We start from the raw sequence: 13,652 nt of genomic DNA, 5'->3' as shown, positions 1-13,652 counted from the left end.
AGCGCTCTCTCGATCCGTCCCCGCAGAGAGGCATGTCCATGCCACCTCCCCTGGCGGCCACCGCCACCCCACCCGTCCGACGCCGCCTGCTGGCGTCCGTCCTGCTCGTCGCAACCACCACCGCACTGGCCGGTGTCACCATGACCGCGCAGGCCGCCGTGCCATCGCCACCCGCCGGTTGGAGCACGGTCTGGAGCGACGACTTCACCGGCGCGGCCGGCACCCTGCCGTCGGCCGCCAACTGGATCATCGACACGGGGCACAACTATCCGGGCGGCCCGGCCAACTGGGGCACCGGCGAGATCCAGAACTACACCGCCAGCACCGCCAACGTCAGCCATGACGGCGGCGGCAACCTGCGGATCACACCGCTGCGCGACGGTGGGGGAGGCTGGACCTCCGCCCGGATCGAGACCGTGCGCAGCGACTTCAAGGCCCCGGCCGGCGGCGTGCTGGCGATCGAGGGTCGGATCCAGATGCCGAACGTCACCGGTGCGGCGGCGGCCGGCTACTGGCCGGCGTTCTGGGCGCTGGGCGCGCCCTACCGGGGCAACTACCAGAACTGGCCGGGCATCGGCGAGTTCGACGTGATGGAGAACGTCAACGGCATCAACTCCGTCTGGGGTGTGCTGCACTGCGGCGTCGCACCGGGCGGGCCGTGCAACGAGTCGAACGGCCTCGGCGCGTCCCGGGCCTGCCCGGGCGCCAGCTGCCAGTCGGCGTTCCACACGTACCGGTTCGAGTGGGACGCCTCGAGCAGCCCCCAACAACTGCGCTGGTACGTCGACGGGCAGCTCTACCACACTGTCTCGGAGAGTCAGGTCGGTGCGTCCGCCTGGTCGCAGATGACCTCGCACGCCGGCTACTTCCTGCTGCTCAACGTGGCGATGGGTGGTGCCTTCCCGAACGGGGTGGCCGGCAGCGGCACACCGACCGCGGCAACCGTCCCGGGTCGTCCGATGCTGGTCGACTACGTGGCCGTGTACCGCCGGGGTGGCGAGACCACCCCGCCGCCGACCACCCCGCCGCCGAGCGGGACGAGGGACGCGTACGGGCAGCTCCAGGCCGAGTCGTTCAACGCCCAGAACGGGGTGGCCGTCGAGGCGTGCGCCGAGGGCGGACAGAACATCGCGGCGCTGCGTAACGGCGACTGGGCGCGCTACGACGGCGTCGAGTTCGGCTCCAGCGGGCCTCGCGACTTCGTGGCCCGGGTCGCGTCCGGCGCGGCGGGCGGGGTGAGCGGTCTGGTGGAGGTGCGGCTGGGCAGTCCAACCGCGACTCCCATCGGCAGCTTCGCGGTCGGCAACACCGGCGGCTGGCAGAGCTGGCGCTCAGTGCCCGGCAACGTCGGCGGGGTGACGGGCCGGCACACCGTCTATCTCACCTTCACCAGCGGCCAGCCGAACGACTTCGTCAACGTCAACTGGTTCACCTTCCGCCGCTGACGCGGAAGCTCTGCGGCCTCCCGTCGCGCCGCCCCGCGCGACGGGAGGCCGCTCATCCGAGCCACCCCTGGACAGAAACAGTTAACTGTCTTAATAATTAGCGGTGACGTTGACGTCCATGGATGCCCGTTCCCGGGCGCGGAGGGTCGCATGAAGCCTGCCAGATCCCTAGTCCTGTCCCTGGTCACCGCGCTCGCCGCGACGCTCGGCGCGGCCGGGGTGGCGCTCCCGGCGTTCGCCGCCGGACCGACCGCCAGCTTCGTCAAGACCGCCGACTGGGGCTCCGGCTGGGAGGGGAAGTACACCATCACCAACGGCGGCAGCTCGACCATCAACGGCTGGAGCCTCGCCTTCGACCTGCCGTCCGGCACCACCCTCGGCAGCTACTGGGACGCGTTGCTCACCTCCGCCGGCCAGCGGCACACCTTCACCAACCGGTCCTGGAACGGCACCATCGCCCCGGGCGCCTCGGTCTCCTTCGGCTTCCTGGCCAGCGGTTCCGGTTCGCCGGGCGGATGCCAGCTCAACGGCGCGGCCTGCGGCGGCGGCACCCCGCCCACCACGCCGCCACCCACCACGCCGCCGCCCACCACCCCACCGCCCACCACGCCGCCCCCGACGACCCCGCCGCCGACCGACCCGCCCACCGGTGACCTGCCGAAGCACCTGCTCACCGGTTACTGGCACAACTTCGACAACCCCGCCGTCGAGCTGCGGCTGCGCGACGTCCCCAACGAGTACGACCTGGTCGCGGTCGCCTTCGCCGAGGCAACCGCGACGCCCGGCGCGCTCGCCTTCGGCATCGACCTCGGCCTGGCCACCGCGCTCGGCGGCTACACCGAAGCGGACTTCACCGCCGACGTGCGCACCCTGCACAGCCGGGGCAAGCGGGTGATCCTCTCGGTCGGCGGCGAGACCGGCCGGGTCACCGTCAACAACGCGGCCTCGGCCACCGCGTTCGCCGACACGGCCGCCGCGCTGATCGCCCGCTACGGCTTCGACGGGATCGACATCGACCTGGAGAACGGGCTCAACCCGACGTACATGGCGCAGGCGCTGCGCGCGCTGCGGGCCAAGGTCGGGTCGAGTCTGATCATCGCGATGGCACCGCAGACCATCGACATGCAGAACCCGGCCGGCGGCTACTTCAAGCTGGCGCTCGACATCAAGGACATCCTCACCGTCGTCAACACCCAGTTCTACAACTCGGGGGCGATGCTCGGCTGCGACCAGAACGCCGCCTACGGGCAGGGCACAGTGAACTTCATCGTCGCGCTGGCCTGCATCCAGTTGGAAGCGGGGCTGCGCCCCGACCAGGTCGGTCTCGGCCTGCCGGCGGGGCCGGGGGCGGCTGGCGGCGGCATCGTCGCGCCCAGCGTGGTCAACGCCGCCCTGGACTGCCTGGCCCGGGGCACCAACTGCGGCAGCTTCCGGCCGCCGCGCACCTACCCCGGCATCCGGGGTGCGATGACCTGGTCGGTGAACTGGGACGTCAGCAACGGCAACGGCTTCGCCAACGCGGTGGGGCCGCACCTGGACACCCTGCCCTGACCATGCTCGCCGGCGTCCGGCCAGGAGGCCGGCGGTAAGCGATAACGCGGATCAACGACCGGCGGTCACCGACCGCCGGTCGTCGCGCTCCCGGCGGCGGCGGACCTTACGGATCACCCACATCACCACCATGACGACGAAGACCGCGACGATCGCGTAGTTGAACCAGTCGCTGTAGCGCTCGACGTTCTGCCAACGGCTCCCCAGCGCGTAGCCGGCCCCGACGATGAGACCGTTCCACACCCCGCTGCCGATGGTGGTGAGCAGGATGAACTCGCCCAGCGGCATCCGGTTGGCCCCGGCCGGCACGGAGACCAGGCTGCGGACCACCGGCACCACCCGGCCGATCAGCACCGCCCACCGGCCGTGCCGCTCGAACCAGCGGTCGGCCTTCTCCAGGTCGTCGCGGTCCACCAACGGGATGCGGTCCAGCCAACGCTTCAGCCGTTCCTCGCCGAGCGCCGCGCCGAGCCAGTAGAGCACCAACGCGCCGACCAGGGAGCCGACCGTCGCGGCCAGCACCACGAGGAAGACGTTGAACTGGCCCTCGTGGGCCAGGAAGCCGGCGAGCGCCAACACGATCTCGCTGGGAATCGGCGGGACGATGCTCTCCAGCGCCACCAGCAGCGCCACGCCCACCGGGCCCATCGCCTCGATCACCGAGGCCACCCAACCGGTCAGCCCGGTGAACTCGGACGGGTCGCCACTCTGGGCGTACGCCATGGTCGTCCTTCCGGTCGGCTTCGGGGGATCGGAGGGTCATACCCGGCAGGGGCCGCGCTACACCTGCGCTCAGTGCTCCGGGTGCAGCGCGGTGTCCGCCGGCCCCTGCCGCCACCCGGTGAACACCACGGTCAGGCCGGCGCGGGACGGCGCGCAGCAGAACGGCCCGGCCAGCGCCTCGGCCGCCGGGTCCAGCGGGGTGAGCCGGACCAGTCGCCACGGCTCCTCGTCGACCCGGGCGCGGACGGTCAGCGCGTCGCCGGCCCGACTGGCCCGCACTGTCACCTCCCGGCCCGCCCACTGCGGCACCGGCGCCACCGACCAGTCGGAGAACTCCCGGGTCACCACCGCGCCGAGCTGCGACTCGCCGTCGCTCATCTCGACGCCGGCCTTGGTCCACGTCCGTTCGTCGACGCGGACGAGCACACCGGCCTGGTCGAACTGTGCCGAGAAGTCGAGCCGGAAGCTCACCTCCATGGCCGCGCCGACGGGCAGCGGTGCCAGCAGGGCCGGGCCGTTGTCGTGGACGAAGCCGTAGCTGGTCCGCCGCCAGAAGTCGCTCTCCGCGGCCGGTTCGACGACCAGCTCACCGGCCGGGCCCTCCTCGACGCGTACCGGCGGGTGCAGCCAGCTGCCCCGGGACCAGTCCATCGGTTCGCTCGGCGGTACGAGGTCGATCTCCATGACCGGCACGGTAGCCCACCACGAGGTGCGGCCCGCCGGGCTGGTTTGCCGCGGTGATCGAACGGAGATGTTCCTCCGGCATGGGTGACCGTTGGTATTCCGAAGCCGTCGTCTACTGCCTCGACATCGACACGTACGCCGACTCCGACGGCGACGGCGTCGGTGACATTCGTGGGCTGATCGGGAGGCTGGACTACCTGGCCCGTCTCGGGGTGACCTGCCTGTGGCTGCACCCGATCCACCCGTCGCCCAACCGTGACGACGGTTACGACGTCACCGACTTCTACAACGTCGACCCGCGCTTCGGCACGCTGGGCGACTTCGCCGAGCTGCTGCACCAGGCACAGAACCGCGGCATCCGCGTGATCATCGACCTGGTGGTCAACCACACCTCCGACGAGCACCCGTGGTTCCAGTCCGCCCGCTCATCGCCGGACTCGCCGTACCGGGACTGGTTCGTCTGGTCCGACACAGAGCCGGACGACCGGCACCAGGGCATGGTCTTCCCCGGCGAGCAGAAGGAGACCTGGAGCTACGACCGCACCGCCAAGGCCTGGTTCTACCACCGGTTCTACAAGTTCCAGCCGGACCTCAACTTCGCCAACCCGGAAGTCCGGGCCGAGGTCAAAAAGATCATGTCGTTCTGGCTCCAGCTCGGCGTCTCCGGCTTCCGGATGGACGCGGTGCCGTTCATCATCGAGCTGACCGAGCCGGGCAACCCGAACTCGCCGAAGGACTTCGAGTTCCTCACCGAGATGCGCCAGCACGTGCAGTGGCGCCGCGGCGACGCCGTCCTGCTGGCCGAGGCGAACGTCGAGCCCGACGAGCTGCCGACGTTCTTCGGCGACGGCAGCGGCTCCGGCAACCGAATCCACATGCTCTTCGACTTCATGCTCAACGGTCGGCTCATGCTCGCCCTGGCCCGGCAGGACCCGGAGCCGCTGATCGACGCGTTGCACGACACCCCGAAGCTGCCGGTCGGCGGGCAGTGGGCCACCTTCCTGCGCAACCACGACGAGATCGACCTGTCCCGGCTGACCACCGAACAACGCAACCAGGTGTACGAGCAGTTCGGCCCGGACGAGAACATGCGCATCTACGACCGGGGCATCCGTCGCCGGCTCGCCCCGATGCTCGGCAACGACCGTCGTCGCCTCGAACTGGCGTACGCCCTCCAGTTCTCCATGCGCGGCACCCCGGTGCTGCGCTACGGCGAGGAGATCGGGATGGGCGAGGACCTGTCGCTGCCCGGCCGGGAGGCGATCCGTACCCCGATGCAGTGGTCGTTCCAGCCGAACGCCGGCTTCTCCACGGCGGACCCGGAGAAGCTGGTCCGCCCGGTGATCGACAAGGGTGAGTTCGGCTACCAGAACATCAACGTCACCGCCCAGCGGAGCGACGCCAAGTCGCTGCTCGCCTGGTTCGAGCGCATGATCCGTACGCTGCGGGAGGCTCCGGAGATCGGCTCCGGCTCCACCACCCACATCGACGTGGCCATGCCGGCCGGAGTGCTCGCGCACCGGGCGGACGGGCCGACCGGGACCATGGTCTTCGTGCACAACCTCGGCACCGACGACGTCGAGGTGGACCTGAGCAGCCTGGAGCCGGAGGCCGACCTCCCGATCGACGTGCTCACCGACCGCGGTTACGGCGACCTGGGCAAGCTCGGCGCGGTGAAGGTCTCCGGGTACGGATACCGGTGGATTCGCCTATGCCGAGGGTCGGCCTGTTGACGTTAAGCTCCTCCGATCGACCGCACGTTACTGGGAGGTAATCATGTCGGAGGAGCCCCGCGTCGCCATCGTCACCGGAGCCGCACGCGGTATCGGTGCGGCCACCGCCCGGCGGCTGGCCGCCGACGGGATGGCCGTCGCCGTGGTCGACATCGAGGAGTCGGCCACGAAGGAGACGGTGGACGCCATCGCCGCCGACGGTGGCCGGGCGCTCGGTGTGGGCGCCGACGTCTCCGACCGCGATCAGGTCGAGGCGGCGGTGGCCCGTGTCGCCGCCGAGCTGGGCGCGCCCACCGTCCTGGTCAACAACGCTGGCGTGCTGCGCGACAACCTGCTGTTCAAGATGACCAACGCCGACTGGGACACGGTGATGGGCGTGCACCTGCGCGGTGCGTTCCTGTTCAGCCAGGCCGCGCAGAAGCACATGGTGGACCGCAAGTGGGGGCGGATCGTCAACCTCTCCAGCACCTCCGCGCTGGGCAACCGGGGCCAGGCGAACTACGCCGCCGCCAAGGCCGGCCTCCAGGGCTTCACCAAGACGCTCGCCATCGAGCTGGGGCCGTTCGGGGTGACCGTCAACGCGGTCGCGCCCGGCTTCATCGTCACCGACATGACCGCTGCCACCGCCGCCCGCATGAAGGTCGACTTCGACGACTTCCAGAAGCACGCCGCGGCCGAGATCCCGGTCCGTCGGCCGGGGCGGCCGGAGGACGTCGCGCACACCATCTCGTTCCTGGCGAGCGAGGGTGCCGGTTTCGTCTCCGGCCAGGTCATCTACGTCGCCGGCGGCCCACGGGACTGACAGGTTCTTCCGACGAGGGCGTTCCTTCGCGCAGGGGACGCCCTCGTCGCCGGGTCAGGCGGGGTCGCGGCGGGTGCGCCAGAGCCAGATCAGGCCGAGCACCGGCAGCACCAGTGGGATGTAGCCGTACCCGCTGCCGAACTGCGACCAGACCGTCTCGTCCGGGAAGAGATTCTTGTCGACCAGGCTGAGGATGCCGACCGCGACCACCCCGACCAGTTCCACGGAGCAGCACGCCAGCGCGACCCGTCGCCCGGTGTGCCCGGCACGGGCGAGCCCCACCGCAGCCACGATGTAGATGAGCGCGGCCAGCGCGGACAGCAGGTACGCCACCGGCGCCTCGTCGAACTTGGTGGCGATCTGCAGGCCGGCCCGACTGGTCGCCGCGATCGCGAAGAGCAGGTAGACCGCGATCAGCAGCCGACCAGGCCCGGTGTTCGTGCGACGCCGGACCGGTTGTGTCTCAACCACCGAGCACCTCCCAGGTCTGCTGCAACCGGACCACCACCACCGGGGTCACCAGGCAGACTGCGCACACGATCGCCGAACCCCATCGGGTCGGCTCCATCCGGGCCAGCACCCACGCCAGCGGTGGCAGGCAGACCAGCGTGACCAGGTAACCGAAGAAGGCGCCGGGCTCGCCGGGCCGATCCCCGCCGCCGACCGCGACGAGCGCCAGCACGCCCAAGACGAGCAACGCCACTTCGAGTACGGCCAGACCGACGAACTGCGCCCGGTCCGGCGGCCGATGGCGAACCGCCCCCACCAGCGCCCACGCCGCGACGAGCAGCGACAGCACGATCGACACGGTCGCGACGATCCCGTCCACCGGTGAGTCGGCGCTCACGCTGGTCACCGGACCCGCCCGGTCGTTGCCTCGGTCACCGGCACAGCCTACTAACCGTCGTAGTAACGGGATGACCCTGCCTCGCCCTCGCCGCCGCCGACCACGGGCGGACGGCAGGGTGTCCGCCGCTCGCTGTAGAGCTGCCCCGTGAGTGGGGCGCGGCGGGTCGGCTGTCGTGGTCGGGGGTCACCCCCGCGCGTGGGGTGCGGCGGGAGACTCAATGATCGACTCGGCTTTCTGTGAAGCGGGGTGTCGCGAGCCTCCGGATGCCCCGGAATCAAGGAATGCGAGTCGATCACGCGCCCGGTGGCACAGCATGTGAGCTGCTCCGGTTGGTCGACCCGCCGCCGATGCCCCTGGTGGGGCGACTAGCGTGGATCGCGTCCGTGGCGTTGCCGCGGGGTGGGGAAACAGCGGAGGTACACGTGCTGCGGTTCGGTTTGTTCGGCACCGGTCACTGGGCGATCGAGACGCACGGGAAGGCGTTGCACGCACACCCGGACGCGGAGTTGGTCGGAGTGTGGGGGCGTAACCCGGAGCGGGCCTCCGCGCTGGCCGAGCGGTACGGGGTGCCGGCCTACGCCGACGTCGACGCCCTGATCGAGCAGTGCGAGGCGGTCGCCGTCGCGCTGCCGCCGGACGTCCAGGCCGATATCGCGGTCCGGGCCGCCTCCGCCGGACGGCACCTGCTGCTGGACAAGCCGTTGGCGCTCAGCGTGGCCGACGCCGACCGGGTGGTCGCCGCCGCCGAGGAGTCCGGCGTCGCCTCGGTGGTCTTCTTCACCCAGCGGTTCCAGCCGAACGTGACGGCGTTCCTCGCCGCCACCGCTGCCGCCGGGGGGTGGCAGCACGGCCGGACCACCGCCTTCGCCTCGATCTTCCAGGACGGCAGCCCGTACGGCGGCTCGTTGTGGCGCCGGGAGCACGGCGCGCTCTGGGACATCGCCCCGCACGCGCTCTCCATCCTCCTGCCCGTGCTGGGTCGGGTGACCCAGGTGGCGGCGATGGACGGGCCGAGCGGCATGGTGCACCTGCTGCTCACCCACGAGGGCGGTGCCACCAGCAGCGCCTCGCTCTCCCTGGATGCCCCGACCGAGTCGATGGCCCGGGAGTTCGTGTTCTACGGCGAGAACGGCATCGAGAACGTCCCGTTCGGCGAGAACGACGCCGCCACCGCGTTCGGCGTCGCGATCGACCAACTGGTCGAGCAGGTGCGGGCCGGCACCCGCGACCACCGCTGCGACGTCCGCTTCGGCCGTGAGGTCGTCGGCATCATCGCCGCCGCCGAAACCGCCCGCGCCGAATCCCGCACCGTCGCCCTCGCGTAACGCGAGGGTCGAGGCGCCGGAGGACAGCTCAGGAGAGGGTGGTCAGCGCGGCGCTCAGCTCGTCCGGTGAGTCGAACTGATCCGCCGGCAACGCCTGCAACATCTGCAACATCGCCGTGCTGGCCCCGTTCTCCTGGCCCCAGCGGACCAGATCCTCCCGGGAGACCGGGTAGTCGAGCCCGGCCAGGTACTCCTGCAACTGAACGCCGGTGACGGTCATGTCGGCCGGCTACCCGCTCGCGGTGGCCGTACACCGGCTTGGTCGGCACCCCGGCGGCCCGGCGGCCGGCGTGTCGGGCCGCGGCGCGCCCACGGTTTGCCGCAGCGGCGGCCGGGTAGCCGCTGGCATGCTGGTTCAGCGGCTCGGCGCGCCGAGCGACTTCGACCCGTTGCTGGAGCGCGTTCGCGACGCCCGGGTGGTGATGATCGGAGAGTCCACCCACGGCAGTTACGACTACTACCGGTTGCGTGAGCAGCTCACCCGCCGGTTGATCGCGGAGTGCGGGTTCTCCTTCGTGGCCGTGGAGGGTGACTGGCCGGACTGTGACCGGGTGCACCGTTCGGTGACGGCGGCGCCGGGTGGCGCACTCGAACCGCAGTTCGCCCTGGAGCAGTTCGAGCGGTGGCCGACCTGGATGTGGGCCAACGCCGAGGTGGCCCGGTTCGCCAGTTGGCTGCGGGCCTGGAACGTGGAGCGGCCGGAGGATCAACGGGCCGGGTTCCACGGGCTCGACGTGTACAGCCTCTGGGAGTCGATGCAGGCGATCTTCGACTACCTGGGGGAGGAGGATCCGACGTCGCTGGAGGCGGCGCAGGACGCCTACCGCTGCTTCGAGCCGTACGGCAAGAGGATCGAGGAGTACGGCGCGGCCAGCAGGTTCGTCTCCGCCCGTTGCGAGGAGGAGGTGGTCCGGCTGCTCGCCCGCACCCGCGAACACGCCCTCTCCGACGGTCCGGATCGCTTCTCGGCCTGGCAGAACGCGGAGGTGGTGGCCGGCGCGGAGCGGTACTACCGCGCGATGGTGGCCGGCGGGCCGGATTCGTGGAACATTCGCGACACCCACATGCAGGACACTCTGGACCGGCTGCTGGACCGGTACGGGCCGGACGCCCGGGGGATCGTCTGGGCCCACAACACGCACGTCGGGGATGCCCGGGCCACCGACATGGCCGCCGACGGGATGGTCAACATCGGTCAGCTGGCCCGGGAACGGCACGGCGATGACGCGGTGGCCCTGATCGGCTTCGGTAGCTACCGGGGCACGGTGATCGCCGCTCCCCGCTGGGGCTCGCCCGCCGAGGCGATGGTGGTGCCTACGGCGCGGGAAGGGTCGGTCGAGCGGCGGTTGCACGAGCTGATGCCGGAGCGGGCGGTCCTGATCTTCGGCGGCGACGACCAGCCGGGCTGGGTCACCGAAACTGCGGACCACCGGGCGATCGGGGTCGTCTACGACCCGTCCTTCGAGTCCTGGGGCAACTACGTGCCGACGCGACTCGGCGACCGGTACGACGCCTTCATCTGGTGTGACGAGACGACCGCCCTGCACCCGCTGCCGGTCCCGGCCGCCCCCGGCGAGATGGAAACGTACCCGGCCGGGGTCTGACCGGCCCGGTCGCGCCGATCATGGAATTGTGGTGCCCGACCAACGCCCCGGACCGGGGCGCGGCGGACACCACAACTCCATGATCGACCAGGTGGGCTCAGACCCTCGTGGGGGTCCGGTCCTCCAGGTGCTCGCGCAGACCCTCGCCCTCGATGTCCACGTTGGGCAGGGCGCGGTTGAGCCAGCGGGGGAGCCACCAGGCGCGGTCGCCGAGCAGGGACATCACCGCCGGCACGATGGTCATCCGGACCACGAACGCGTCGATGGCCACGCCGATGGCGAGCGCGAAGCCCATCGACTTGATGATCGGGTCTTCGAGGAAAACGAAGCCGCCGAAGACGGACATCATGATCAGCGCGGCGGCGGTGACCACCCGGGCACCGTGGCCCATGCCGCTGATCGTGGCCTCACGCGCGGTGTCGCCGTGCACGAAGTCCTCCCGCATCCGGGAGACCAGGAACACCTCGTAGTCCATGGCCAGCCCGAACAGGATGCCGATCAGCAGGATGGGCAGGAAGCTGACCAGCGGGGCCGGGGTGTCCAGGCCGACCAGGTTGGCGAGGTGGCCCTGCTGGAAGATCGCCACCGTGATGCCGAACGTGGCGGCCACGGTGAGCAGGAAGCCCAGCGCCGCCTTGAGCGGCACCAGCAGCGAGCGGAACACCAGCATCAGCAGCAGCACCGAGAGCCCGACGACCAGCAGCAGGTAGATCGGCAGCGCGTCGGAGAGCTTCTCCGAGACGTCGATCCCGACCGCGGTGGCGCCGGTGAGCAGCACCTCGACGCCCTGGACCCCGCCGACCGCGTCGCGGACGTTGTGCACCAGGGTCTCGGTGGCCTCGTCGGTCGGGCCGGTCTTCGGCACCACGCCGAGCAGCGCGGTCCGCCCGTCCGGGCTCAGCTGCGGCGGTGCCACCGCGAGGACGTTCTCGGTGCGCTGGATCATCGCGGTCACCTGCGGCACTGCGGCCGCGGTCGCCTGCGCGTCGTCGCCCGCCACGACCACCGCGAGTCGGCCGGTGAAGCCCGGACCGAAGCCCTCGGTGGTCAGGTCGCTCGCCACCCGGGCCGGTGAGCCCACCGTCGCCGTGCTGGCGTCCGGCAGGGCCAGCCGCATGTCCGGCGTGGGCAGCGCGAGCAGGCCCAGGCCGAGCAGCGAGACCAGGATGACCGGCACCCGGAAGCGGATGACGAACCGCGCCCAGCGGAAGCCGAACCCGGAGCGGTCCTCGGCCGGCACCGTCTCTTCGCCCACCGGCTCACCAGGCGCCGCGGCGTCAACCGTGGAACGCAGGCGGCGCGGCAGCACCCGGTTGCCGGCGAAGCCGAGCAGTGCGGGCTGGAGGGTGATCGCCACGAGCACGGCGATGGTGACAGTGCCGGCGGCGGCGAGACCCATCACGGTGAGGAACGGAATGTTCACCACGGCCAGGCCGGCGAGGGCGATGACCACCGTGGCGCCCGCGAAGACCACGGCGGAACCGGCGGTGCCCACCGCGCGGCCGACCGCCTCCTCCGGGGACAGGCCTTCGAGCAGGTTCTGTCGGTGCCGGGAGGTGATGAACAACGAGTAGTCGATGCCGACGGCGAGGCCGAGCATCAGCGCCAGGATCGGCGCGGTGCTGGTCAACTCGATGACGCCGCTCAGCGCGAACAGACCGGCCATGCCGACGCCGACGCCGATCAGCGCGTTGAGCATGGTCATTCCAGCGGCGACCAGTGAACCGAACGTGATGATCAGGACGATCGCGGCGACCAGTACGCCGAGCGCCTCGGTGGAGCCGATCTCCGGCTCACCACCCAGCACCTCGCCGCCCGGGGCGACCTGCCAACCCTTCGCCTCGACGGCGGCGCCGACCTCCTCGTACGCGGTGCGCTGCTCGTCGGTCACCTCGTCGCCGCCGGTGGCGAACTGGACCTGGACCAGCGCGTACCGGCCGTTGGGTGAGACCGCGCCGACCTGGAACGGGTTGACCGCGCCGACCACGCCGGGCAGTGTCGAGGCCTCCTGGACCAGCTCCTGCACCACGGCCTGACCCTCGGGGGTGGCCAGTTGACCGTCGGCCGGCGCCTTGATCGCGATGGTGCCGGTGGCGCCGCTGGCCGCGGGGAACTGCTCGCTGAGCAGGTCGAGCGCGCGCTGGCTCTCGGTGCCGGGCATGGTGAAGTTGCTCGCCGTCGGGCCGCGCAGGGTCGCCGCGGCCAGGCCGGCGACGACGAGTACGACGAGCCAGAGCGCGACGACTAGCCGTCGCCGGCGCAACGCGCCCCGGCCGAGCCGGTAGAGCAGGGTGGCCATCAGGAGTCCTTGTCCTCGGTCGTGGGTTGTTGGGGCAGGGCTGCGTCGACGGGTTCGACGGCCCGCCGGACGAGGGTGAGCAGGGCGGAGCGCAGGTCGTCGTCGGGAATGTCGACGAATTCGGCGCACGCCTCGGGGATGCCGGCCAGTAGCACCAGTGCCGTCACCCGGGCTACCGGCCGGTCCGAGTGGCCGGCCAACGCGTCCCGAAGGCGTTCCGAGATCTGCTGGATGTGTGCGAAGGCCGGCTGGCAGAGCAGTTCTGCGAACTCGCCGCGGAGCAGCGCGATCTCACCCCGGAACCGGACCGCGAGGTCGACGAAGCCGACGGCGGCGGCTTGCTGGGCGACCGCTCCGGTCAGCCCGGTGAGCTGGTCGTCGAGGTCTCGCAGCACCGCGATCGCCGGGGCCATCAGCTCGGCGAGCAGGGCTTCCTTGCTGGCGAAGTGGTAGAGCACGGTCGCCTTGGAACAGCCGACCTCGCGGGCGATGTCCTGGAGCGAGGTGCCCCGGTAACCGGTCACCGCGAACTGCCGCGCCGCCGCGGCGAGGATCTCGCCGTGCGTCTCGGACACTGCTCTGGCCATCACTGGTCCACCTCCGCAGACCAGCATGCCTGACCGATCGGTCAGACCC

13 protein-coding genes are annotated in these 13,652 nt (G+C 71.0%); 6 read left to right on the top strand and 7 right to left on the bottom strand.

All coding sequences use genetic code 11. The features are described 5' to 3' along the window. Window positions 1-38: 38 nt before the first annotated feature. Both GA0070619_RS22905 and GA0070619_RS22900 read left to right on the top strand, forming a co-directional pair. Window positions 39-1,445 (top strand): carbohydrate-binding protein, encoded by a 1,407-nt coding sequence (locus GA0070619_RS22905; RefSeq protein WP_088951989.1) that lies wholly within the window; start codon window positions 39-41, stop codon window positions 1,443-1,445. A gap of 150 nt (window positions 1,446-1,595) precedes the next feature. Continuing rightward, window positions 1,596-2,996: a chitinase gene (locus GA0070619_RS22900; RefSeq protein ID WP_088949958.1), complete on the top strand. Its 1,401-nt coding sequence runs from the start codon at window positions 1,596-1,598 to the stop codon at window positions 2,994-2,996. A 51-nt stretch (window positions 2,997-3,047) separates the two neighbouring features. Here the strand turns inward: GA0070619_RS22900 and GA0070619_RS22895 are convergent, their stop codons facing one another. Then, the gene (locus tag GA0070619_RS22895) at window positions 3,048-3,719 is read right to left on the bottom strand and encodes a DedA family protein (protein ID WP_088949957.1); all 672 of its coding nucleotides are present in this window, start codon (window positions 3,717-3,719) and stop codon (window positions 3,048-3,050) included. A 69-nt stretch (window positions 3,720-3,788) separates the two neighbouring features. Then, complete coding sequence (locus GA0070619_RS22890) at window positions 3,789-4,403, bottom strand: DUF1349 domain-containing protein (RefSeq protein ID WP_088949956.1); 615 nt, start codon at window positions 4,401-4,403, stop codon at window positions 3,789-3,791. Window positions 4,404-4,483: 80 nt separating this feature from the next. Here GA0070619_RS22890 and GA0070619_RS22885 point away from each other — a divergent pair, with 80 nt between their 5' ends. Next, window positions 4,484-6,136 (top strand): alpha-amylase family protein, encoded by a 1,653-nt coding sequence (locus tag GA0070619_RS22885; RefSeq protein ID WP_088949955.1) that lies wholly within the window; start codon window positions 4,484-4,486, stop codon window positions 6,134-6,136. A 43-nt stretch (window positions 6,137-6,179) separates the two neighbouring features. Beyond that, window positions 6,180-6,938 carry a 3-oxoacyl-ACP reductase FabG gene (gene fabG, locus GA0070619_RS22880; RefSeq protein ID WP_088949954.1) on the top strand — a complete coding sequence of 253 codons (759 nt, stop codon included), beginning with the start codon at window positions 6,180-6,182 and terminating at the stop codon, window positions 6,936-6,938. Between the two features lie 54 nt (window positions 6,939-6,992). Here fabG and GA0070619_RS22875 read toward each other — a convergent pair whose 3' ends face one another. Then, a complete protein-coding gene (locus GA0070619_RS22875; protein WP_088949953.1) occupies window positions 6,993-7,409 on the bottom strand; it encodes a hypothetical protein in 417 nt (138 codons plus the stop codon). After that, window positions 7,402-7,794, bottom strand: coding sequence for a hypothetical protein (locus tag GA0070619_RS22870; RefSeq protein WP_088949952.1), 393 nt, complete (start codon window positions 7,792-7,794; stop codon window positions 7,402-7,404). Before GA0070619_RS22870 ends, GA0070619_RS22875 begins: the two co-directional genes overlap by 8 nt. Before the next feature lie 416 nt (window positions 7,795-8,210). On the opposite strand from GA0070619_RS22870, the gene GA0070619_RS22865 reads away from it, so the two are divergent. Continuing rightward, the gene (locus GA0070619_RS22865; protein ID WP_172862099.1) at window positions 8,211-9,113 is read left to right on the top strand and encodes a Gfo/Idh/MocA family protein; all 903 of its coding nucleotides are present in this window, start codon (window positions 8,211-8,213) and stop codon (window positions 9,111-9,113) included. Between the two features lie 28 nt (window positions 9,114-9,141). On the opposite strand, the gene GA0070619_RS22860 is transcribed toward GA0070619_RS22865, so the two are convergent. Continuing rightward, window positions 9,142-9,333, bottom strand: coding sequence for a DUF2795 domain-containing protein (locus GA0070619_RS22860; protein WP_088949951.1), 192 nt, complete (start codon window positions 9,331-9,333; stop codon window positions 9,142-9,144). A gap of 127 nt (window positions 9,334-9,460) precedes the next feature. On the opposite strand from GA0070619_RS22860, the gene GA0070619_RS22855 reads away from it, so the two are divergent. Next, window positions 9,461-10,717 carry an erythromycin esterase family protein gene (locus GA0070619_RS22855; protein ID WP_088951987.1) on the top strand — a complete coding sequence of 419 codons (1,257 nt, stop codon included), beginning with the start codon at window positions 9,461-9,463 and terminating at the stop codon, window positions 10,715-10,717. A 97-nt stretch (window positions 10,718-10,814) separates the two neighbouring features. Here GA0070619_RS22855 and GA0070619_RS22850 read toward each other — a convergent pair whose 3' ends face one another. Continuing rightward, a complete protein-coding gene (locus tag GA0070619_RS22850) occupies window positions 10,815-13,016 on the bottom strand; it encodes an MMPL family transporter (protein WP_088949950.1) in 2,202 nt (733 codons plus the stop codon). Further along, on the bottom strand, window positions 13,016-13,603 hold the full coding sequence (locus GA0070619_RS22845) for a TetR/AcrR family transcriptional regulator (protein WP_088949949.1): 588 nt from the start codon (window positions 13,601-13,603) through the stop codon (window positions 13,016-13,018). Before GA0070619_RS22845 ends, GA0070619_RS22850 begins: the two co-directional genes overlap by 1 nt. Window positions 13,604-13,652 lie beyond the last annotated feature (49 nt).

The sequence above is a fragment of the Micromonospora zamorensis genome (assembly GCF_900090275.1).
Lineage (GTDB): Bacteria > Actinomycetota > Actinomycetes > Mycobacteriales > Micromonosporaceae > Micromonospora > Micromonospora zamorensis.
This window is presented reverse-complemented; position numbering and strand designations above follow the sequence as displayed.